Source organism: Arthrobacter sp. 10T416, from assembly GCF_056394165.1.
Window position 1 is genome coordinate 114,673 of sequence record NZ_JBFTHI010000009.1, and the last position, 20,942, is coordinate 135,614.

18 protein-coding genes are annotated in these 20,942 nt (G+C 69.0%); 6 read left to right on the forward strand and 12 right to left on the reverse strand.

Features of this window, described 5'->3' with window-relative positions; translation table 11 throughout:
* Positions 1-111: 111 nt before the first annotated feature.
* From AC1DBE_RS11205 to AC1DBE_RS11230, 6 genes are all read right to left on the reverse strand, one after another.
* Complete coding sequence (locus AC1DBE_RS11205; protein WP_476970562.1) at positions 112-1,095, reverse strand: GTP pyrophosphokinase; 984 nt, start codon at positions 1,093-1,095, stop codon at positions 112-114.
* Between the two features lie 85 nt (positions 1,096-1,180).
* The gene (locus AC1DBE_RS11210) at positions 1,181-2,623 is read right to left on the reverse strand and encodes a sulfate adenylyltransferase subunit 1 (protein ID WP_476970563.1); all 1,443 of its coding nucleotides are present in this window, start codon (positions 2,621-2,623) and stop codon (positions 1,181-1,183) included.
* Entirely contained in the window at positions 2,623-3,675 is a 1,053-nt protein-coding gene (gene cysD, locus AC1DBE_RS11215; protein ID WP_476970564.1) for a sulfate adenylyltransferase subunit CysD, read from the reverse strand. Before cysD ends, AC1DBE_RS11210 begins: the two co-directional genes overlap by 1 nt.
* On the reverse strand, positions 3,672-4,415 hold the full coding sequence (locus AC1DBE_RS11220; protein ID WP_476970565.1) for a phosphoadenylyl-sulfate reductase: 744 nt from the start codon (positions 4,413-4,415) through the stop codon (positions 3,672-3,674). The genes cysD and AC1DBE_RS11220 overlap by 4 nt, the downstream gene beginning before the upstream one ends.
* On the reverse strand, positions 4,379-6,124 hold the full coding sequence (locus tag AC1DBE_RS11225; protein WP_476970566.1) for a nitrite/sulfite reductase: 1,746 nt from the start codon (positions 6,122-6,124) through the stop codon (positions 4,379-4,381). Before AC1DBE_RS11225 ends, AC1DBE_RS11220 begins: the two co-directional genes overlap by 37 nt.
* A gap of 74 nt (positions 6,125-6,198) precedes the next feature.
* The gene (locus tag AC1DBE_RS11230) at positions 6,199-6,933 is read right to left on the reverse strand and encodes a sirohydrochlorin chelatase (RefSeq protein WP_476970567.1); all 735 of its coding nucleotides are present in this window, start codon (positions 6,931-6,933) and stop codon (positions 6,199-6,201) included.
* Positions 6,934-6,992: 59 nt separating this feature from the next.
* Between AC1DBE_RS11230 and AC1DBE_RS11235 the strand changes: the two genes are divergently transcribed.
* On the forward strand, positions 6,993-7,664 hold the full coding sequence (locus AC1DBE_RS11235; RefSeq protein WP_476878526.1) for a trimeric intracellular cation channel family protein: 672 nt from the start codon (positions 6,993-6,995) through the stop codon (positions 7,662-7,664).
* Positions 7,665-7,677: 13 nt separating this feature from the next.
* Positions 7,678-8,106: a hypothetical protein gene (locus tag AC1DBE_RS11240; protein ID WP_476878525.1), complete on the forward strand. Its 429-nt coding sequence runs from the start codon at positions 7,678-7,680 to the stop codon at positions 8,104-8,106.
* 137 nt (positions 8,107-8,243) lie between these two features.
* Here the strand turns inward: AC1DBE_RS11240 and AC1DBE_RS11245 are convergent, their stop codons facing one another.
* The 4 genes from AC1DBE_RS11245 to AC1DBE_RS11260 form a co-directional block, all read right to left on the reverse strand.
* Positions 8,244-8,741 carry an endonuclease domain-containing protein gene (locus AC1DBE_RS11245; protein ID WP_476970568.1) on the reverse strand — a complete coding sequence of 166 codons (498 nt, stop codon included), beginning with the start codon at positions 8,739-8,741 and terminating at the stop codon, positions 8,244-8,246.
* Between the two features lie 743 nt (positions 8,742-9,484).
* The gene (locus AC1DBE_RS11250; RefSeq protein ID WP_476970569.1) at positions 9,485-10,585 is read right to left on the reverse strand and encodes a polyprenyl synthetase family protein; all 1,101 of its coding nucleotides are present in this window, start codon (positions 10,583-10,585) and stop codon (positions 9,485-9,487) included.
* Complete coding sequence (locus AC1DBE_RS11255; RefSeq protein WP_476970570.1) at positions 10,582-11,922, reverse strand: geranylgeranyl reductase family protein; 1,341 nt, start codon at positions 11,920-11,922, stop codon at positions 10,582-10,584. The genes AC1DBE_RS11250 and AC1DBE_RS11255 overlap by 4 nt, the downstream gene beginning before the upstream one ends.
* A 12-nt stretch (positions 11,923-11,934) precedes the next feature.
* Positions 11,935-12,726, reverse strand: a complete 792-nt coding sequence (locus AC1DBE_RS11260) for a demethylmenaquinone methyltransferase (protein ID WP_476970571.1) — start codon at positions 12,724-12,726, stop codon at positions 11,935-11,937.
* An 87-nt stretch (positions 12,727-12,813) separates the two neighbouring features.
* On the opposite strand from AC1DBE_RS11260, the gene AC1DBE_RS11265 reads away from it, so the two are divergent.
* The 4 genes from AC1DBE_RS11265 to AC1DBE_RS11280 all read left to right on the forward strand — a co-directional run bounded on the left by AC1DBE_RS11265 (position 12,814) and on the right by AC1DBE_RS11280 (position 17,133).
* Positions 12,814-14,184: an isochorismate synthase gene (locus tag AC1DBE_RS11265; RefSeq protein ID WP_476970572.1), complete on the forward strand. Its 1,371-nt coding sequence runs from the start codon at positions 12,814-12,816 to the stop codon at positions 14,182-14,184.
* A gap of 227 nt (positions 14,185-14,411) precedes the next feature.
* Complete coding sequence (locus AC1DBE_RS11270; RefSeq protein ID WP_476878519.1) at positions 14,412-15,365, forward strand: ABC transporter substrate-binding protein; 954 nt, start codon at positions 14,412-14,414, stop codon at positions 15,363-15,365.
* Positions 15,366-15,400: 35 nt separating this feature from the next.
* A complete protein-coding gene (locus AC1DBE_RS11275; RefSeq protein ID WP_476903143.1) occupies positions 15,401-16,360 on the forward strand; it encodes an amino acid ABC transporter permease in 960 nt (319 codons plus the stop codon).
* Positions 16,357-17,133 carry an amino acid ABC transporter ATP-binding protein gene (locus AC1DBE_RS11280; protein WP_476970573.1) on the forward strand — a complete coding sequence of 259 codons (777 nt, stop codon included), beginning with the start codon at positions 16,357-16,359 and terminating at the stop codon, positions 17,131-17,133. The genes AC1DBE_RS11275 and AC1DBE_RS11280 overlap by 4 nt, the downstream gene beginning before the upstream one ends.
* Positions 17,134-17,285: 152 nt before the next feature.
* On the opposite strand, the gene menD is transcribed toward AC1DBE_RS11280, so the two are convergent.
* A complete protein-coding gene (gene menD / locus AC1DBE_RS11285) occupies positions 17,286-19,007 on the reverse strand; it encodes a 2-succinyl-5-enolpyruvyl-6-hydroxy-3-cyclohexene-1-carboxylic-acid synthase (protein WP_476970574.1) in 1,722 nt (573 codons plus the stop codon).
* Between the two features lie 20 nt (positions 19,008-19,027).
* On the reverse strand, positions 19,028-20,839 hold the full coding sequence (gene argS, locus AC1DBE_RS11290; RefSeq protein ID WP_476970575.1) for an arginine--tRNA ligase: 1,812 nt from the start codon (positions 20,837-20,839) through the stop codon (positions 19,028-19,030).
* Positions 20,840-20,942: the final 103 nt, after the last annotated feature.

Consider the following 20,942-nt stretch of genomic DNA (forward strand, 5'->3'; position numbering starts at 1 on the left):
GATTCACCCTAGGGAGGGGAACTAACCGGGTTCAATGGTGCGGAAACCCGGGGTCACGCTAGGTCATGCTGCGTCACATGCGCAGGCTCAGGACCAGGCGCAAGTCCAGGCTCAGGGCGCCATTTTCTCGAGCCGGTAGCGCAGTTTGGACTCGCGCTTGGGATCCTCGCCGAGGGACTTGGTCCGCTCGATGTAGTCCGCGCCCCACTTCCACAGCAGGAAGTCATCGGCGATCCGGAAGTGCCCGGCCGGGAACCGGTACATCATCTGCGTAGACACCCCGGACCAGTCGGCGGCCCCGAAGAGCGCCTCCGCTTCCGCCACTGTCTCGACGCCGTTGGCCGCCAGCAGCGCCACGAGCAGGTCGTACTGGTGGGCCTGGCTCCTGGGGTTGTCCGCGAGCCTGCGGGTCAGCAGGTCCTCCAGGATCTCCCCGGTGAGGTCGGCCCGGCTGCCGATTAACGCCGCGCTGCTTTCGGCTTTGCGGCGTTTGACGATGTCGTTGATGGCCGAGAACTGCGCGTCGGCCAGTTCAATCAGCGTGGAGGCCATGGTGAAGGCCCGGTCCACCTCGGCGCTCGCCTCTGCCCGGCCCTTGTACCGGACGTCGTGTTCGAAGGCGGCCCAGGCGTGCTGGAGGACGGTCCGGATTTGCACCTCGAACCGCTGCCCGACGAACGGCTCGCAGCCCGCCGGGGTCAGCTGGTCCGGGACGCGCAGGATCAGGTGCCGGCCGCCGTAGCCGATCTGGCCGTTCCGGCGCTGTGAGCTGGTCTTGTCGTCGTCCTCCTGGCAGTGGAACTGCGCTTTGAGGGCGGTGGCGACGTCGGCGATGTCGGGTTCGAGGAACATGATGACGCGGACGCCGATGAGGTCATCGAGCTGCTCCAGGCCGCGGCTGTACTTGGGCGTGCCGTCCGGGGTGAGCCGTTCCAGTTTGGCGCGGACCGAGTCGGGATCCTTGACCCGGGACTGGACGGTGTGGTGGTTGAGGCCGTCGTCGCGCAGCCGGGCCCGGATGGCACCCTCAACCGCCGCGGAGGCCCCGGCCAGCCGGGTCAGCTGCGCGGCGTAGGCATCGAGGGATCTTGCCACAACCTCTGCGTGCTCTGACATCCAACCCCTCCCCAGCCGGGCCGTACCCGGACGCTGCCGCTCCGGTGGGGTCAACTCTAGTGAATCAGATCGAGTAACGCTCGTCTTCGTGGTCGCCCGGGTGATCCTTGACCAGCCCGGCGGCCAGCGTGTTGCCGTCCTGCGGGTCGATCACCAGGAACGCCCCGGTGCGCCGGTGGTGCAGGTAGTTCTCCAGCGGCAGGGGCGCCGCGAGCCGCAGCTGGGCGTGGCCGATGTCGTTCAGCTCCAGGGTAGACGCGCCCTCGAGGCCGAACGTGGCCAGGTCCAGTTTGCCGCTCACGTTCCGGACCAGGGCCTGGACCGTCCGGGTGCCGTGCTTGACCAGGACCTTCGCGCCTTCGCGCAGCGGCTTGGGCGAGAGCCAGCAAAGGGCCGCATACAGATCGGCTGATGCCTCCCGGATGGTCCCCGCCGCGGCGATCGTGTCACCGCGGGCGATGTCGAACTCATCCGCCAGGCGCAGCGCCACGGACTGCGGGGCGACCGCCTCGGCCAGCTCCGTGCCGGCGAAGTCGATCCCGGTGACGGTGGTGGTGCGCGGCGCCTGGCCGGGGGTCAGGACGGACACCTGGTCCCCCAGCTTCACGGAGCCTTCGGTGATCTGCCCGGCGTAGGCCCGGTAGTCGCGGTACGCCCCGGCGTCGAGCCCGCCGGCCACAGCGTCCGGCGCCAGCGCGCCCTGCGGGCGGATGACCAGCTGGACGGGGAACCGGAAACTTTCGAGGTGGCTTTCGAGCTCGTCGGCGGCGGGCAGCTGCTCCAGCACCTCGAGCAGGGCCGGTCCCGCGTACCAGGGCATCCGGGCGGAATGCTCCACAACGTTGTCCCCCTCCAGCGCGGACACGGGTATGACCAGCAGGTCCGTGGCGCCGCCACTTTTCGATTCTTGGCGGCCGAGGCCCAGCTCGCGCCCCACCCGCTGGACGTCCGCCTCGATGCCGCGGAACACGTCCTCGCTGAAGTCCACGAGGTCGATCTTGTTCACGGCCACGATCACGTGGGCGACGCGCAGCAACTGCAGTACGGAGAGGTGGCGCCGGGTCTGTTCCAGGACACCCTTGCGGGCGTCGATGAGGACGACGACGGCGTCCGCCGTGGACGCGCCGGTCACCGTGTTTTTGGTGTACTGCACGTGGCCGGGGCAGTCCGCGAGGATGAAGCTGCGCCGGTCCGTGGCGAAGTAGCGGTAGGCGACGTCGATGGTGATGCCCTGCTCGCGTTCGGCGCGGAGGCCGTCGGTAAGGAGGGCGAGGTCGATGGCCTGGGTGCCGGTGGCCCCGGCCCCGCCGAATCCGCGGTCCGCGGACGTCCGGGCGACGGCGTCGAGCTGGTCGGCGAGGATCGCCTTGGAGTCGTGGAGCAGGCGGCCCACCAGGGTGGACTTGCCGTCGTCGACCGATCCGGCGGTCGCGAACCGGAACAGCGAGGCGGAGGCGAGCCCGAGGCTCGCGGCGGCGGAGTCAGGCACGGTTGCAGTGGTACTCATTAGAAATAGCCGTCCTTCTTGCGGTCTTCCATGGCGGCCTCGGAGATGCGGTCATCGGCCCGGGTGGCGCCACGTTCGGTGATGGTGGAGGCGGCGACTTCGATGACGACGTCGCCCACGGTGACGGCGGCGGATTCCACGGCGCCGGTGCAGGACATATCGCCGACGGTCCGGTAGCGGACCGTTTTGGTGATGACGGCCTCGTCCTCGCGCGGCTGCGAGACCTCGCCCACCGCGCGCCACATGCCATCACGGGCGAAGACCTGCCGTTCGTGGGCGTAGTAGAGGCCAGGCAGCTCGATGTTCTCGCGCTCGATGTAGCGCCACACGTCCAGCTCGGTCCAGTTGCTGATGGGGAAGGCCCGGACGTGCTGGCCCACGGTGTGGCGGCCGTTGTAAAGGTTCCACAGTTCGGGCCGCTGGTTGCGCGGGTCCCACTGGCCGAACTCGTCCCGAAGGCTCAGGATCCGCTCCTTGGCCCGGGCTTTGTCCTCGTCCCGGCGGCCGCCGCCGAACACGGCGTCGAACTTGTTGCGCTGGATCGCGTCCAGCAGCGGCACCGTCTGCAGCGGGTTACGGGTGCCGTCGGCGCGTTCGGCCAGCTCACCGGAATCAATGAATTCCTGGACGCTCCCGACGACGAGTTTGAGCCCCAGCCGTCCCACGGTCCGGTCCCGGAACTCGATGACCTCCGGGAAGTTGTGCCCGGTGTCCACGTGCAGCACGGGGAAAGGCACCTTCCCGGGCCAGAACGCCTTCGTGGCCAAGTGCAACATCACCACAGAGTCCTTGCCGCCGGAGAACAGCAACGCCGGCTTCTCAAACTCGGCCACCACCTCACGGATGATATGAATCGCCTCGGACTCGAGGGTGTCCAAAGACGAAAGGCGGGCCAGGGCTGCACCGTTCAGGTGACCCGACCGCAGAGCGGTCGAATTCGGGATGCTGCTTGCAGCATCGCCGTCTCGCGCAGGGGCGGGGGCGGCATCTGCTGTGGAGGCGGTAGTGCCAAAGGAGGCGTAGCCCGCCACGGAAGTCAGGAAGTTGCTCATACGTGAAGTCCGCATTCTGTCTTGTCGGTTCCTGCCCAGCGTCCTGCGCGGGGATCGTCGCCGGGCGCTACCTTGCGGGTGCAGGGCTGGCAGCCGATGGACGGGTAGCCCTGGGAAAGCAGCGGGTTGACGGGCAGGAGGTTGTCATCGGAGTACTGCACCAGCTGGTCGAAGGTCCAGGCCGCGACCGGGTTGACCTTGACCAGGCCGTTGGCCTCGTCCCAGCTGACCAGCGGGGTGTTGGTGCGGGTGGGGGCCTCGTCGCGGCGGACACCGGTGAACCAGAGTTCGTAGCCGGCGAGGGTGCGCCGCAGGGGTGCCACTTTGCGCAGCGCGCAGCACTGGGCGGCGTCGCGGGCGAAGAGATCCTTGCCCAGGAGCCGGTCCTGCTGCTCCACGGTGGTTTCCGGCAGCACGTCCACGACGTTGACGTGCAGGTTCGCGGCCACCTCGTCGCGCGTGGCGTAGGTTTCCGGGAAGTGGTAGCCGGTTTCGAGGAAGAGGACGTCGATGCCGGGCAGCTGGTCCGCAACCAGGGCCGGGAGTACGGCGTCGGCCATGGAACAGGCGACCGCGACGGCCGGGAGCTCGAAATGGCGGGCCACCCAGGCGATGACGTCACGGGCCGGGGTGTCCCAGCCGAGCTCGGCGGCGCCGGCCTCGGCCAGGGCCTTGAGCTCGTCGTGGGTCCGGAGGGCGGTGGTCACTGGAGGTCCCTCTCCTCGGCAGCAAAGGCCCATTCGGCGAAGCTCTGCCCTTCGGCGTGGTCCGCGACGAATTTCCGGACCACACGTTCGACGTAGTCCGGCAGCTCACCGGCCGTGACCTTGAGCCCGCGGACGGTGCGGCCGAGGCCGGCCTCTTCCCGGTTGTCGGAGGCGAGTCCGCCGCCAAGGTGGACCTGGAAGCCCGGGGTGGGATCGCCGTCGGGAGTCGGCAGCATCATGCCCTTGAGGCCGATGTCCGCCGTCTGGATCCGGGCGCAGGAGTTGGGGCAGCCGTTGATGTGCAGTGACAGCGCCTGCGGGAGCTGCTTGGTTTCGACCAGGTCGGCGAGCCGGCGCTCCAGTTCGGCCACGGCGGTGGCGGCGGTGACCTTGGTTTCGACGATCGCGAGTTTGCAGAACTCGATGCCGGTGCAGGCGATGGTGCCCCGCCGGAACACGGACGGCCGGGCGGAGAGGCCCAGGGCGTCGAGCTCGGCTACGAGTGGTTCCACCTGGTCTTTGGGAACGTCCAGGACCACCAGCTTCTGGTGCGGGGTGGTGCGCAGCCGTTGTGAGCCGCGGGCCTCGAGGGTGTCCGCGAGCTCCACCAGCTGGCTGCCGGAGAGCCGGCCGGCCAGCGGGGTGGCGCCGATGAAGTACTTGCCGTCCTTCTGTTCGTGCACGCCGATGTGGTCACCCGGGGTGGACGGTTTGGGAGCCGCCGGGCCGTCGTCGAGTTTGTAGCCGAGGTATTCGTCCTCAAGGACCTGGCGGAACTTTTCGGTTCCCCAGTCGGCCAGCAGGAATTTCAGGCGGGCTTTGGTGCGCATGCGCCGGTAGCCGTAATCGCGGAAGATGCTGGTGACGCCGAGCCACACGTCGGCGGCTTGGTCGGGCCGGACGAAGGCGCCGAGGCGTTTGCCCAGCATCGGGTTGGTGGACAGCGCGCCGCCCACCCAGAGGTCGTACCCGGCGCCGAGTTCGGGGTGGACCAAGCCCACCAGGGCGACGTCGTTGATCTCGTGGACCACGTCCTGGCTGGGGTGCCCGGTGATGGCGGTCTTGAATTTGCGGGGCAGGTTGGCCAGTTCGGGATCGCCGATGAAGCGTTCGGCGAGTTCGTGGATCAGCGGCGTCGGATCGATGATCTCGTCCTTGGCGATGCCAGCCACCGGGGAGCCGAGGATGACGCGGGGCACGTCGCCGCAGGCCTCGGTGGTGGACAGGCCCACGGCTTCGAGCCGGCGCCAGATCTCCGGCACGTCCTCGACCCGGATCCAGTGCAGCTGGATGTTCTGCCGGTCGGTGAGGTCGGCCGAGCCCCGGGCGAAGTCCACGGAGATCCGGCCGATGACGCGCAGCTGTTCGGTGGTGAGGGCGCCGCCGTCGATCCTGACGCGGAGCATGAAGTATTTGTCTTCGAGTTCGTGCGGCTCCAGGGTGGCGGTCTTGCCGCCGTCGATCCCCGGTTTGCGCTGGGTGTAGAGGCCCCACCAGCGGAAGCGGCCGTGCAGGTCCGTGCCGTCGATCGAGTCGAATCCGTGCTTGGCGTAGACCGATTCGATCCGCTCGCGCACGTTCAGTCCGTTGTCTTCCTGTTTCCAGGTTTCGTTGGCATTCAGCGGGGCGGTTCCATCCACTTTCCACTGACCGTGCGGTTTGGCCGCGGGACGGGCAGGGCGTTTGGCGCGGGCCGCGTCGGCCTGGTCCCGGGACGCTCCGGCTAGAGCTGTATCAGTCATGGATCGACTGTAGGGGTGGCCGTAATGGCGTCACAAAGGTTCAGAAACGCGGGGTCACCTTGGGCAACATTTCGTCATGTAGTGCGGGCGACCGCCGCGTCGTAGCGGGCCAGGGCGATCTCGGCCAGCACGGGGGACGGCAGCAGCGGGGCGGTGACCAGGTCCGCGCCGGCCTTGGCGAGCTGGTCGTGGAAGAAGCCCGGGGCCAGCAGGTAGGAGGCGATGACTACGCGGCCGCCCAGGTCCACGGCGCCGGCGGAGAGCCCGGCGCCGGCGCCTCCTGCGGCTTCCTCCCGGAGCATGGCCACGGCCACCGGCACGGACGGCGTGGCCGACGCACCGTAGGCGGGCACGATCCTGTTGGGCCGCAGGGCGCGCAGCTGGCTGGCGAGTTCCTCCACGTTATCCGCGGCGGTCGCGTCTGAGGAGCCCGCTGCGGCGAGGATAACGGCGTCGTTGTCTGTCACTCCTGCTTCGCGCAGCCGCTGGTCCAGCAGGGCGGCCAGCCGGGGGTCCGGTCCCAGCGGCGCCGCCGCGGCGGTGCCCGGCCGGCCTTCCACAGCCCGGGCGATGTCCACCTTGACGTGGTACCCGACACTGAGCAGCAGGGGCACCACGACGGCGGGCTCCCCCGCGGGCAGTCCGGCGACGACGGAGGGCAGCTCCGGGTCCTGGACGTCGACGTAGGCCTCGCGCACGTCGAGCCCGGGGCGCAGGGCGGCGATCCCGTCGCGCAGGGCATTGACCTCCGCCGCTCCCTGGGTGCTGGACGTGCCGTGGGCGCAGGCGATCAGGATGGGGCTATTCATAGCCGTTAGCGTAACCTTGGAGCCGCCCCATCCGCCCCTCGCACCCGACCGGAACGCCCATGACCTTCTCCTTTAGCCTCGTTATGGTCTGGCTCGACCTGGCGGGCGTCTTTTTCTTCGCGGTCTCCGGGTCCCTGCTGGCCGCGCGCAAACAGTTCGACATCGTGGGCTCGCTGCTGCTGGCCTCCGTGGTGAGCCTGGGCGGCGGCGTCATCCGCGACATCATTATCAACACCGGGCCGCCCGCGGCGTTCAGCAACCCGGCGTACCTGGTTCCCCCGCTGCTGGCCACGGTGCTGGTGTATTTCCTGTTCTCCAGCGTCCAGCGCTTCACTTCGCTGCTGGTCCTGTTCGACGCCGGCGGGCTGGCCTTGTTCTGCATCACGGGAAGCCTGAAGGCCCTCGCCGCGGGCATGCATCCGGTGGAGGCTGTTCTCTTGGGGGTTACGACGGCGGTGGGCGGCGGCCTGCTGCGGGACATCACGGCCAATGAGGTGCCGCAGCTGTTCGATCCCAAGGACATCTACGCGCTGCCGGCGTTCACCGGGGCGGCGCTGACCGTGGCCCTCTCGGTCAGCGGGGTGTTTAACGCCGTGACCGCCAGCGCCGTTGCGGCCCTGGTTTTCGCCTTCCGCGTCACCGCCTGGCGGCGCCGCTGGGTGGCCCCCTTGGCCGTTCGCGGGTGGCACCGGCTGCGCCCGGGTGCGGCCGAAACCGGGCCCCGGGATTAGCTAGGATAAGAGCATGACTGACATGTTCCTCGAGAAGTTCCGCGCGCTTGTTCCGAAGTATCTCGAAGACGAATGGCAGGAAGAGGACGGGCTGGCCGCCGACGAGCTCGACGCGGCCCTCGCCGAACACCAGTTCCAGGTTCCGTTGGTCCTCCGCGAGTTCTACCTGGCCCTCGGCGGCTGCGAAGACCTCATGGAGGCGTACCACTACTTCTGGGACCCCGAGGAGCTCGAGGTCGACGACGAAGGTTTCCTGATGTTCCTCGAAGACGAGGAAGAACAGTTCACCTGGGGGTTCCGCGTGGGCGACCTCGGCGTCCCGGACCCCATTGTGTACCGCCGCAACAACGCCCGCGGCCAGTGGAAGAGCGAGGAAGGCACGTTCTCCGAGTTCGTTTTCGACATGTTCGAGTGGGCGTTCAACGACGAGGACGAGGACTAGCCACCCTTCAGGTTCCCGGGCTGGCTTCACCGGGCCGCCGTCCGGGGGCACATTGACACGGACACGCCGCCGCCGGGCCCGGGATTCCCGGACTGCGGCGCCGAAGAAGCCCCGTCGTGCCGCTGCGCTGTGGGTTATCACGGCCGAAAGGCACCCCCGCGCCACAACTCCAGCACCCGGACGACGTCGGCCACCATCCTCTCCGGGTGATGGACGACGTCGTCGTAGCCGAACCTGAGCACCAGGTAACCTCCGACGACGGTCGCGTTGTTACGCCGGCGGTCCTTTTTGACCTGGCGGGACTCCAGGTGTGTGGCACCGTCGGTCTCCACCACGAGGCAACCCTCCACCAGGAAGTCGACTTCGCCCACGCCCGGAATATCAACGTGCCGGGATACCTGAAGTCCGGCCCGGCAAAAAGCCCGGTTGGCGAGTACTTCCAGCAGCGAATCGGCCCTGGGGATGACCAGGTCCAGCACCGCCCGGGCGCGGGCATTGCGGTTTCCCGGGAGCCTGCTCCGGAGGAACCCCAGGGAGATGTCTCCGCGGCCCACGGCGCACTGGGTCATGACCAGAGCCTCCGTCTCCGGCAGGCAGCGAAGCGCGTGGACCAGCACGTCGGCCAGCCCGGCCATGGGAAGCCACGGGTGCCGGGGATGCCGGCAGCGGCCATGCGGCACGGACCCGGGCGGCGCCGAGCGGTGCCCGGGACACAGATGCAGGGACCGGGCCGGCACCAACGTCCATAAGCCGTACCCCGGGGCGGCCGATAGGCAGGTCAGCAAGCCCCTAAGTTCGCGGGCCGCCCGGTAATCGCTCGTATCCGCAGGCAGCCCGTAGTGCCCGGGGCGGAGCCGCACAATGTCGCCACCGGCCAGCGACTCCGTGATCCGATGGCGGGTGAATCCCGCCTGGCGAAGGGCGGCTGCACTGGCGGTACCGCCCCGGGCAGCAAGATAAGAGGCAACATTCACGTCGCAAGTGTGCCCCGCCGGGAGCCTTAGCCGCCTGGCGCCCGACGCCATGTGCACAACTCCGGCCCGTCCGCGCGACAGCCCCGGGGCGCTTTGGCGCGGACACGCCGTCGAATACGGCCCGACCCCTCCCCCAAGGCCGCAATGTGCCCCCACCCGGCTGGAAGCCCACGTCGACAACCCGTGACAGTCGATTTACAAGTCGGCTAGACAATGTGACGCAACTGTCATATGCTCGTTCATGGGTTCACCAAATGCCTCCGGTGGATCTGATGCGAACGGAGAAATGGCCCCGGTTCCGCACAACGGACGACTCGTAACGTTGTGAAGAACCGGGGCCATTCCGGTTTAAGGCTCAGGAGGCACTCCCCCGGCCGCGGCAGATGCGCGCGGCCGTTCCGCTGCTAGCTGCTGCGGTCCACCACGGCGTGGGCGAAGCTGGTGAGGGAATCCTTGACCACACCGGCCGGAAGCGGCGCCAGGGCGGCGATCGCCTCGTCGGCCCAGACGCGTGCCACCCGCCAGGACTCGGCGGTGACCGGGTGTTCGCGCAGTCCGGCCACGGCCTCGGCCAGGGCTTCATCGGAGCTGAGGTCGCCGTCGATCAGGGTCAGGAGCTCGACGGCGGACTGGTCGCCGTCGTCGGCGGCCTTGCGCAGCAGCAGCACCGGCAGGGTGGGAACCCCTTCGCGCAGGTCCGTGCCCGGGGACTTGCCGGACTTGACCTTTACGCCGGTGACGTCAATGACGTCGTCGGCGAGCTGGAAGGCCACGCCCACCTTTTCGCCGTATTCGACCAGCATGGACTCGAAGTCCGGATCGGCGTTGGCGAAGATGGCGCCGAGCTGGCCGGAAGCGGCCACCAGGGAACCGGTCTTGTCCGCGATGACGGAGAGGTAGTGCGCCACCGGATCCTCATCCGGGCGCGGGCCCACGGTCTCGTGCAGCTGGCCCAGGCAGAGCCGCTCGAAGGTCCGGGCCTGAATGCCCAGGGCGCGGGACCCCAGCTCGGACACCAGGATCGAGGCGCGGGCGAAGATGAGGTCGCCGGTCAGCACGGCCACGGAGTTGCCCCAGACCTCGTGCGCGGTGGGGGCGCCGCGGCGGAAGGGAGCGGAGTCCATCACGTCGTCGTGGTACAGCGTGGCCAGGTGCGTGAGTTCGACGACGACGGCGGCCTGCACCACCGCAGGCAGGGAGGCGTCGCCGAGGTGGGCGCAGAGCAGGGTCAGGAGCGGACGGATGCGCTTGCCGCCGGCTTCGACGAGGTGGCGGGAGGTGGCGTCGGCCAGCGGATCGGAATTGGCGATCGCCTCGCGGAGCTTCTTTTCCACCCGGGCCAGGTTGGTGGTGATGGCCGGGCCCAGTTCCGGGTCCCCGGCGATGGCCGCGAAGCCTGCCGGCAGCTGGAGGCCGGTGGCGATGGCGGTGGTGTTGAGGCTGGGTTCGGCGCTCGGCAGGCCGTGTCCGGCGTGCGTCCAGCTTTGGTCTGCAGAGTTGGTCACGGGTTAACCCTAACTTTTTGTTGCGGAATCCGCGGATTTGAGTCTGGAACGGGCCGGGTATTGGACGTGGCCGGGACCAAGGCCTCCAGGATCCGGATCATCCGGTCCTCGATGCCCTTGGCCGAGGGATCGGTCAGGTTGGCGAGCAACCGGACCACAAACTTCATCAGCACAGGGATGGGCATGCCCGTCCGGAGGGCCAGTTTCATCACGGCCGGCTTGCCGATCACGGCGGCGAAGGCCCGGCCCAGCGTGAAGTGCGATCCCCACTGTTCCCGGACGAAGTCGGCGTATCCGGCGAGGCGCGCATCGGCGTCGGCCCCGCTCCAGCCGGCCGACGCCGAGCGCGCGGCGGTATCGAGGATGAACTCCGCGGCGAAGCGGGCCGACTCCATCGCGTAGGAGATGCCCTCGCCGTTGAACGGGGAAACCATGCCGCCGGCGTCGCCCAGCAGCAGCAGGCCCGGCGAGTAGTGCGGGGTGCGGTTGAACCCCATGGGCAGTGCGGCGCCGCGGATCTCGCCCACCTGGTTCTCCGGGGTGAAGCCCCACTCCCGCGGCATGCCGGCCGTCCATTCGCGCAGGACCTGCTTGTAGTCCAGCTTCCCGAATTCCTTGGAGGAGTTCAGGATGCCGAGGCCCACGTTGGAGGTGCCGTCCCCGACGCCGAACACCCAGCCGTAGCCGGGCAGCAGCTTGCCGTCGCGTCCGGGGAGCTCCAGCCAGCCTTCCATCCAGTCGTCGTCGTGCCGCGGGCTGGTGAAGTAGGTGCGCACGGCCACGCCCAGCGGCCGGTCGTCGCGTTTTTGGATGCCGAGTGAGACGGCGGTCCGGGTGGAGTTGCCGTCGGCGGCGAGGACGACGTCGGCGTTGAAGTCCCGCGTCTCGCCGGTTTTCCGGCCGGCATCGTCCAGCAGTGCGGCGCGGACGCCGGTCACGCGCCCGTCCTCTGAGCGGAGTGCCTCGGTGACGCTGTGGCGTTCGAGCACGACGGCGCCGGCGGCCTGGGCGTGCCGGGCCAGTTCCTCGTCGAAACCGAGGCGGGTGCGGATCAGGCCGTACTGCGGGAAGTCGGAAACTTCGGGCCAGGGCAGCTCGATGGAGCGTCCGCCGGCGATGAGCCGCAGGCCTTTGTTCCGCCGCCAGCCCTCGGTTTCGGGGTGCGGCAGGCCGAGTTTCTGGATTTCCCGGACCGCCCGCGGGGTCAGTCCGTCGCCGCAGACCTTCTCACGCGGGAAACTGGTCTTCTCCAGCACCGTGACATCCAGTCCGGCGCGCGCCAGGTAGAACGCGGCAGTGGATCCGGCCGGACCAGCCCCGACGATCAGTACTTTCACGGCAGGGGTCAGCTACCGCTCGGGCCGGGTGATGTTGCGGCGCAGTTTGGCCACGGGTCCGGTGTGCTTGGCCACGGCGGCGGCTCCGGCGGCGGGACCGGCTGCGGGGCCGACCGGCTTCTGCGCGCGGTGGACGGCCACGATGCCGCCGCTGAGGTTGCGGTAGGTGACAGTTTCCCAGCCGGCTTCCTGCAGCCACGCCGCGAGGTGGTCCTGGTCCGGCCAGGCGCGGATGGACTCGGCGAGGTAGACGTAGGCGTCCGGGTTGGAGGAGACCTTGACGGCGATCGCGGGCAGGGCGCGCATCAGGTACTCGGTGTACATGGTCCGCCACAGCGGCACCACGGGCTGGGAGAACTCGGCAATCACCAGGCGTCCGCCGGGCTTGGTGACCCGGAGCATCTCGGCCAGCGCCTTCTTGGGTTCGTTGACGTTGCGCAGCCCGAAAGAGATGGTGCTGGCGTCAAAAGTGTTGTCCGCGAACGGCAGGCGGGTCGCGTCCCCGGCGATGAAATCGATGTCCGGGCGGCGGCGTTTGCCCACCTTGAGCATCCCGAGGGAGAAGTCGCAGGCGACGACGTCGATCCCGGCGTCGGCGTACGGCTCGCTGGAGGTGCCGGTCCCGGCGGCGAGGTCCAGCACGCGCTGGCCCGCTTTCACGTCCATGGCCTCGACCACCACACGCCGCCAGCGGCGCGTCTGCCCCATCGACAGGACGTCATTGACGACGTCGTATTTGGGGGCGACGTCGTCAAACATCGTGGCTACTTCGTCCGGACGCTTATCCAAGGATGCTCGGTTCACCCCGTTATTGTCTCAAATCTTCGACCCACCCCCTAACCACTGTCCGGGCCGGGGCGCGGCGCGCGGCGGGAGTAGTGTTGTCTCATCATGACGAGCGCGTTCCGTAACAGAATTATCAGGACCCTGACAGTCCCCCTCGAAGCAGATTCATTCCCCGGGGGGCTGCCGTCGTTTCTGGTCCGTGATGACGTGCTGTGCTGGACCCGCCGCGAAGCCGGGCTGGTCGGCTTCGGCGAGGTCGCCCGGTTCACGGCCACCGGACCGGACCGGTTCCTGGAAGCGGACATCTGGTGGCGGCACCTGGTCCTTGAGGCCGACGTCATGGACACCGTCGGCGGTCCCGGCACCGGCCCCGTCGCTTTCGGCTCTTTCGCCTTCTCCAAGGTGTCCGCGCACGCTTCCCGGCTGATCGTCCCCGAAATCGTGGTGGGCCTGCGCGACGGGACGGCCTGGCTGACCCAGCTGACGTTCGACGACGGCGAGCTCACCGAGGCGGGCGCCCGCGCCGCCCTGGCCCGCTGGCTGGACGGCGGCGGGGAACCGGGGTCGACGGATCCGGCGGCGGGAGACCCGGCGTCGTCGTCGACGTCGGCCGATCCGCAGGCGGCACGCGAGGCGAAACTGACCACCGGCTCGCTCAGCGAAGCGGACTGGATGGCCGCCGTCGCCGCCGGCGTCGCCGAAATCCGCACCGGGGCGCTGGAGAAGCTGGTGCTGGCCCGCGACATCGTGGCCACGGTGCCCGACGGTGCGAACGCCGCCAGCATCCTGCGGGAGCTGTCGGTCAGGTACCGCGAATGCTGGACCTACGGCGTCGACGGGCTGGTGGGATCCACCCCCGAAATGCTCATCCAGGTCGAAGGCCGTACCGCGCAGGCCCGCGTCCTGGCCGGCACCCTGGACCGGCGCGACGCCGACGGGATGGCCGGTTCCCCGCTGGAGTTCGCCGAGCGCGTCCTGGCCGGATCCGAGAAGCAGCGGCACGAACACGACATCGCCATCCAGTCGCTGACCACCCAGCTCGCCCCCTTCTCCGAGGCGATGAACGCCCACAGCGAGCCGTTCATCCTGGAACTGCCGAACGTGTGGCACCTGGCGTCCGACGTCAAGGCCGAACTCGCCGAGGTGGAGGGCCACGTGCCCACCTGCCTGGCGCTGATCAACGCCCTGCACCCCACAGCCGCGGTCTGCGGGACGCCCACGGGCGTGGCGGGTGCCCTCATCCGCGAGCTTGAGCACCTGGACCGCGGGCCGTACGCCGGGCCGGTCGGCTGGCTCGACGCGGCGGGCAACGGCGAGTGGGGCATCGCCCTGCGCGGCGCGGTCATCGAGGGTCCGGACACGGTGCGGCTCTATGCCGGCTGCGGCGTAGTGGAGGGTTCGGTGCCCGAAGCCGAACTTGCCGAGACGTGGGCGAAGTTCCGGCCGATGCTGGAAGCCCTCGGGATCAGCAACTAACCCCGCCGGGGGCGCCCGGTCCCCCGCGCCCCGTCGCCGAAGCACGCCCTGCACACAAACGGAGGAATCCGGAGTCACAGACAGGCTTCTTCGCCGCAGCCTTGCATTTCGCCTCTGGTTAGTTATCCAATAGTGAAACTAAGTTTTCTGTGACGTACATCTCTTGTTCGGCGATACACTATAACCCGACTTAGTTTTCGCAGCCCCTGCAACAAAAGGTAAGAAAAATGCAGATCTCCCGTTCGCTCCTGAGCAGCCCCAAGTTCGCGGCCACCGCGGTCCTTGCCATCGGCGCCCTGGCCCTTTCCGGCTGCACCAACGCCTCCGAAACCGGCACCGGCGGCGCACCCGCTCCTTCCGGCGCCGCGTCGGCAAGCTTCGACCCCACGACGGTCCAGAAAGACGACTCGCTGGCGGCCATGGTCCCCGCGGCCATCAAGTCCAAGGGCACCCTGACCGTCGGCGCGGACACGAGCTACGCCCCGGCCGAGTTCCTCGGCACCGACGGCCAGACCCCGGTGGGTTACGACGTCGATATCGCCAAGGCAATTGGCGCCACCCTGGGCCTCAAGGTCCAGGTGCAGACCGCGGAGTTCACCGGGATCCTGCCCGCCCTCGGCCCGAAGTACGACCTCGGCATTTCCTCCTTCACCATCAACAAGGAGCGCCTCGGAGCGGTAAACATGGTCAGCTACTTCAACGCCGGCACCGCCTGGGCTGTCAAGAAGGGCAACCCGAAGGGCTTCTCCCTCGATGACGTGTGCGGCAAGGCGATCGGCGTCCAGACCGGCACCGTCCAGGAGGATCCGGACCTGGCCGGCCGCAACAAGAAGTGCACGGCTGCGGGTAAGAAGCCCATCGACATCATCACGCTGAAGAACCAGACTGACGTCACCACGCGCCTGGTCAACGGCAGCATCGACGCCATGGCGGCGGACTCGCCCATCATCGGCTACGCGCTGAGCCAGACCAACGGCCAGCTGGAGAAGCTCGGCGACGTCTACGACGCCGCCCCGCAGGGCATCGCCGTCGCCAAGTCGGATACCGCCCTGGCCGACCTCATGCAGAAGACCATGACCAAGCTGATCGCCGACGGCTCCTACAAGAAGATCCTCGAGGCCTGGGGCAACGCTGAGGGCGCCATCACCAAGTCCGAGGTCAACCCGGCGGCCGCGTCTTGAGTCTTCCCGCCACAGACAACTCAACAGGGGTAGGGATGGAAACTCAGCACAACCACGCAGCACCGGTCCTGAACAAGCCCGTGCCCGTGCGGCACCCGGGCCGCTGGATCAGCGCCGTGATCATCGGCGGCGCCCTGCTGCTGATGGTGCAAAGCGCCTTCACGAACCCCAACTTCCGCTGGGACGTCGTCGCAACCTACATCCTGGACGTCAAAGTAGTCCAGGGTGTTGCGTGGACGCTGTTCCTGACGGTCACCTCGATGGTCCTGGCCATTGTCCTGGCCATCCTGCTGGCCGTGATGCGGCAGTCGGACAACCCCGTCCTGCGCTACACCAGCTGGCTGTGGGTCTGGTTCTTCCGCGGCACCCCCGTGTACACCCAGTTGCTGTTCTGGGGCCTGGTGACGGTGCTCTACCCGGCCATCACCGTGGGCATCCCGTTCGGGCCGGAGCTGTTCAGCTACGCGCTTTCGGATCCCAGCAAGGGCCTGATCCCGGCGATTCTTGGCCTGGGACTCAACGAGTCCGCCTACCTGGCCGAGATCTTCCGTGCCGGCCTGAAGTCCGTTGACAAGGGCCAGACGGAGGCGGCCGAGGCGCTCGGTATGTCCAAGGGCAAGATCATGTGGCGGATCATCCTGCCGCAGGCAATGCGGATCATTGTCCCTCCGACGGGCAACGAGACCATCGGCATGCTCAAGACCACGTCCCTGGTCCTGGCCGTGCCGTTCACCCTGGACCTGACCTTCGCCACCAACGCGCTGGCCAACCGCATCTACCTGCCCATTCCGCTCCTGATCGTGGCTGCCTTCTGGTATCTGCTGGTCACCAGCATCCTGATGGTGGGCCAGCACTACCTCGAGGCCTACTACGGCAAGGGCGTGGACAACCTGGCTCCGGCCGCCATCAACCCCGCAGCCGCGAAAGCCTCGGCTGCCGGTGCTGATGCGCAGCGCTCACTGAAGACGGACTTCCCTGAGGAGAGTGCACGATGACCGTCACCACAGAAAAGCCGCTGGTCGCGATTGAGGGCCTGCACAAGTACTACGGGCAGCACCATGTGCTCCGGGGCATCGACCTGACGGTCAACCAGGGCGAAGTCTCGGTGGTGATCGGACCGTCGGGGTCCGGCAAGTCCACCATGCTGCGCTGCGTGAACCTGCTGGAAACCATCAGCGCCGGCCGCATCTCCGTGGGCGGCCAGCTGATCGGCTACCGCGAGGTCAACGGCCGCCTGCATGACCTGAAGACCAAGGAGATCGCAGCCCAGCGCCGCGAGATCGGCATGGTCTTCCAGCGCTTCAACCTGTTCCCGCACAAGACGGCGCTGCAGAACGTCATGGAAGCGCCGGTGCAGGTCAAGGGCCAGTCGAAGGCCGCTGCCCGCAAGCGCGCCCTGGAACTGCTGGAGCGGGTGGGTCTCGCGGAGCGCGCGGGCCACTACCCGTCCCAGCTGTCCGGCGGGCAGCAGCAGCGTGTGGCGATCGCCCGTGCTCTCGCCATGGAACCGGAACTGATGCTCTTTGACGAGCCGACGTCCGCGCTGGATCCCGAGCTCGTGGGCGACGTCCTGAACGTGATGAAGGATCTGGCCAAGTCGGGTATGACCATGATCGTGGTGACCCACGAGATTGGTTTTGCCCGCGAGGTTGGCGACCGGCTGACGTTTATGGACGGCGGCGTCGTCGTCGAATCCGGCGACCCCCGCGAGGTGTTGTCCAACCCGCAGCACGCCCGCACCAAGGAGTTCCTGAGCCGCGTACTGTAGGCCGACGCGCCCTGCGCCCGTCGACGCGCAAATGCCCTGTCGCTCCCGGAATTCCGGGCGCGGCAGGGCATTTCCGTGTCGCGGGACATTCTGCGGACCGCCGGACAAGGTGGCGTCGAGGGTCGCCGATCCGGCGGGCGGTGGCCCGGGACCTAGCGGCCCAGGACCCCTTCGACCGCAGCGGAGACGGCGGTACGGATGCGCCCGTGCAGGTCGCGGAGGCCGTGGCGGTCGGTGCGGACCTCGATGATGCTGCGGCCTTCCACGGGTCCGGCCAGGGCCGCCGCAAGGTCCGACGTCGTGCTGACCACGCGGTGCGCGACGCCGTACGCCGCAGCGAGAGCGGCAAGGTCCACGGTGTGCGGGGTGCCGAAGAGTCGTTCGACGGCGGTGCCGTAGCGGCCGGACCGTTCGACGGCGCCGTGCTCCAGCAGCCCGAAGATGGCCCCGCCGGCGTCGTTCAGGACCACGATCCGCAGCGCAGGCACGGTCTCCCCCGCACCCAGCAGCAGGCCCCCGGCGTCGTGCAGGAAGGTCACGTCGCCCAGCAGCACCGTGGTTTCCTGCCGCCCTCCGAGGGCGATGCCGGTGGCGGTGGCGAGGGTGCCGTCGATCCCGGCCAGCCCGCGGTTGGCGAAGACGGTGGCCTGGGGCTCCTGCGACGGGGTTCCGGCGAGGTCGACGTCGCGGATCCCGTTGGACGAGCCAAGGACGAGTTGCCCGCGGGTGTGATCCCAAACCAGGGCCCCGACGGCCGGACCCGAGGCGGCCGGACCCCCGCCGCCCGGCCCGGAAAGCACCGAATCCAAGGCGTGCTGGGCGGCGGCACCGGCCAGCAGCCACGCGTCGAGCCACGCCGCCGGGCCACGACCGGCAAAGTCGGCCAGGTCCGCCAGGGTCTCAAGGGGCAGTTCAGTGCGCCGGCCGGGCTCGTACCAGGCCACCGGAACGGGCTGGTAGAGGGCGGACGGAACGTCGGCGCGGGCCAGCAGGGCGGACACGGGCCGGGACAGGGTGGGTCGGCCGAACAGGACGACGCGTTCGATCGGCTGGCCGGACTCCGGGCCGAAATGCTCCAGCAGCAGCCGGTACGGTCCCACCGCGTTCGGACCGAACCGGGCGTTAGAGGACGGTTCAGCCAGCAGCGGCAGGCCGTGGGCGCGGGCGAACGCCTCGGCGACCGGGCCGGCGTCGTGCCCGGCCAGGACCACGGTGCGGCGTTCGGGCAGAGTTGGGGAGGCGGCCGGGAAGTCCAGGGCCAGCGGCTGCCGGGCGGCCTGGTAGACGCGGCGCCCGGCGGATTCGCCGAGGCCGTCGCCGGCGGCCGGGATAAGCGGGTCGCGGAAAGCGAGGTTGAGCTGGACCGGTCCGGGTGGGATGTCCTCGAACGCACCGGTGGCCGCGCTGAGGGCGGTCTCAACGGCCCGGAGCGGGCTCTCCCCCGCCGGGACGTCCGCGGCGAAACGCACATGGTCGCCAAAAAGGTCCGGCTGCACGGTGGTCTGGTTGGCACCGGTTCCGCGCAGTTCCTCGGGCCGGTCGGCCGAGAGGACCACCAGCGGCACGGCGGCGTGGTTGGCCTCCATGACGGCCGGGAGCAGGTTGCCGACGGCGGTGCCGGAGGTGGTCAGCACGGCGGCGGGCGCGCCGGTGGCCAAGGCCAGGCCCAGAGCCGTGAAGCCGGCGTCGCGTTCGTCGATCCGGACCAGCAGCTCCACCCGGCCGGCGGCGTCAGCCTCGGCCAGGGCATAAGCCATGGGGGCGGAGCGGGAGCCCGGTGCCACCACGACGTACCGGACCCCGGCCCGGATCAGCGCCGCGACAGCAACCCGTGCGGCCTCAACGGCACCCAGACCGCCTCCCGCTGCGGGCACGGCCGGCTCCGCGGCCGGGCTCACATGTTCTCCGGCGTCTCGATGCCCAGCAGTTCCAGGCCGCTGGAGAGCCGGCGCAGCACCAGACCGCACAGGGACAGCCGGGATTCCCGGACCGTTTCGTCGGCCTTGAGCACCGGGCACTGGTCGTAGAAGGAGGTGAACAGCTGGGCGAGTTCGAACAGGTACGCGCACAGGCGGTGCGGTTCGAGCAGTTCGCCCACCTTCCGCAGTGTGGCGTCGTAGTCGAGCAGGTGCAGCGCCAGGGCGCGTTCTGCGGGGTCGACGACGGCGATCCTCGCCACCGGAGCGGCGGGACGCGCGGCACCAACCGCGGCGTCACCGGCGGCGCCAACCGCGGCGCTGCCGCCAACCGCGTCGCCGGGGCGCGCGCCGCCGTCCCCGTCGAGGTGCCTGTCCAGCTCCCCTGCCTTCCGCAGGATGGACCGGATCCGGGCGGCCGCGTACTGGACGTAGGGTCCGGTGTTCCCGGTCAGGGCCAGCATCCGGTCGAAGTCGAAGACGTACTCGGTGTCGTGCCCGGTGGAGAGGTCCGCGTATTTGACGGCACCGATGCCCACCTGCCGGGCGGTGACGGCGCGTTCGTCGTCGCTGAGTTCGGGCCGGCTGGCGTCGATGACTGCCCGGGCACGGTCCACGGCCTCCTGCAGCAGCGCCATCAGCTTGACGGGGTTGCCGGCGCGGGACTTGAGGATCTTGCCGTCGTCGCCGAGCACGTTGCCGATCTGGACGTGGGTGGCCTCCACCGTGTCCGGCAGCCAGCCGGCGTCGCGGGCGCTGGCCATAACCATCCGCAGATGCACGTTCTGCGGCGCGCCCACCACGTAGAGCACGCGGTCCGCTTCGAGGTCGCGGACCCGGTAGCGGATGGTGGCGAGGTCGGTGGTGCCGTAACCATAACCGCCGTCGGACTTGCGGATGATCAGCGGCAGCGGGTCGCCGTCGCGTCCGGTGAAGCCGGCGGGGAAGGTGCACAGCGCGCCCTCACTGATCCGGGCGATGCCGCGTTCCTCGAGTTCCTGGCACAGCTGTGCCAGATGGGCGTCGTAGGAGCTCTCGCCGGCGATGTGGTCGTCGGTGAGGCTGATGCCGAGCATCGAGTAGATCGCGTTGAAGTAGCGCTTGGACTGGGCCACCAGCCGCTGCCAGACCGCGAATGTTTCCGGGTCCCCGCCCTGCAGGGCCACCACCCGGAGGCGGGCACGGGTCGCGAACCCGTCCTGGTCCGCGGCGGAGGCGTCGAACTTCGCCCGTGCGGCCTGGTAGAACGCGCTGGGGTCCTCCACCAGCAGGGCGGCCTCCGGCGAGTCCTCCCCCACCTCGAGCCAGTGTTCAATCAGCATGCCGAACGGGGTGCCCCAGTCCCCGATGTGGTTCTGCCGGATCACGGTGTGGCCCAGCGCCTCGAGCACACGCACCAGGCTGTCGCCCACTACGGTGGTGCGCAGGTGGCCGACATGCATTTCCTTGGCCACGTTGGGTGAGGAGTAGTCGACGACGACGCGGTGCACCGGTTGGTCGGCGTGCGGCGCCGGGGCGTTGAGCAGCTCCTCGATCCAGGTGCCGTCGAACGTGAGGTTGATGAAGCCCGGCCCGGAGATCTCCACCAGGCTGCAGACGCCGTCGAGGTCCAGCGCCTCCACGATCCGGGCGGCGGCGTCGCGCGGGGGCAGTCCCACCCGCTTGGCCAGTGCCATGGCGGCGTTGATCTGGATGTCCGCGAACTGCGAGGGCCGGATCACCGGGTCCGTCTGGCGGAACTCTTCGCCGAACGCGTGGGCAATAGCTGCCTGGACTCTGGGGACAACCATTTCGGCCGGATTATTCACACTGTTCAAATTATCAGTTCCGCCGCGCCCCGAGGCCCGCACCGGCAGCGCCGCGGGGCCACCTCACCCGAAGTGGTCCCGCGGC

Coding starts and splice junctions, on each gene's coding strand:
- AC1DBE_RS11210 (WP_476970563.1), bottom strand. CDS start 2,623: ATGAGTACCACTGCAACCGTGCCTGACTCCGCCGCCGCGAGCCTCGGG.
- cysD (WP_476970564.1), bottom strand. CDS start 3,675: ATGAGCAACTTCCTGACTTCCGTGGCGGGCTACGCCTCCTTTGGCACT.
- AC1DBE_RS11220 (WP_476970565.1), bottom strand. CDS start 4,415: ATGGGCCTTTGCTGCCGAGGAGAGGGACCTCCAGTGACCACCGCCCTC.
- AC1DBE_RS11225 (WP_476970566.1), bottom strand. CDS start 6,124: ATGACTGATACAGCTCTAGCCGGAGCGTCCCGGGACCAGGCCGACGCG.
- AC1DBE_RS11230 (WP_476970567.1), bottom strand. CDS start 6,933: ATGAATAGCCCCATCCTGATCGCCTGCGCCCACGGCACGTCCAGCACC.
- AC1DBE_RS11235 (WP_476878526.1), top strand. CDS start 6,993: ATGACCTTCTCCTTTAGCCTCGTTATGGTCTGGCTCGACCTGGCGGGC.
- AC1DBE_RS11240 (WP_476878525.1), top strand. CDS start 7,678: ATGACTGACATGTTCCTCGAGAAGTTCCGCGCGCTTGTTCCGAAGTAT.
- AC1DBE_RS11245 (WP_476970568.1), bottom strand. CDS start 8,741: ATGGCCGGGCTGGCCGACGTGCTGGTCCACGCGCTTCGCTGCCTGCCG.
- AC1DBE_RS11265 (WP_476970572.1), top strand. CDS start 12,814: ATGACGAGCGCGTTCCGTAACAGAATTATCAGGACCCTGACAGTCCCC.
- AC1DBE_RS11270 (WP_476878519.1), top strand. CDS start 14,412: ATGCAGATCTCCCGTTCGCTCCTGAGCAGCCCCAAGTTCGCGGCCACC.
- AC1DBE_RS11275 (WP_476903143.1), top strand. CDS start 15,401: ATGGAAACTCAGCACAACCACGCAGCACCGGTCCTGAACAAGCCCGTG.
- AC1DBE_RS11280 (WP_476970573.1), top strand. CDS start 16,357: ATGACCGTCACCACAGAAAAGCCGCTGGTCGCGATTGAGGGCCTGCAC.
- argS (WP_476970575.1), bottom strand. CDS start 20,839: ATGGTTGTCCCCAGAGTCCAGGCAGCTATTGCCCACGCGTTCGGCGAA.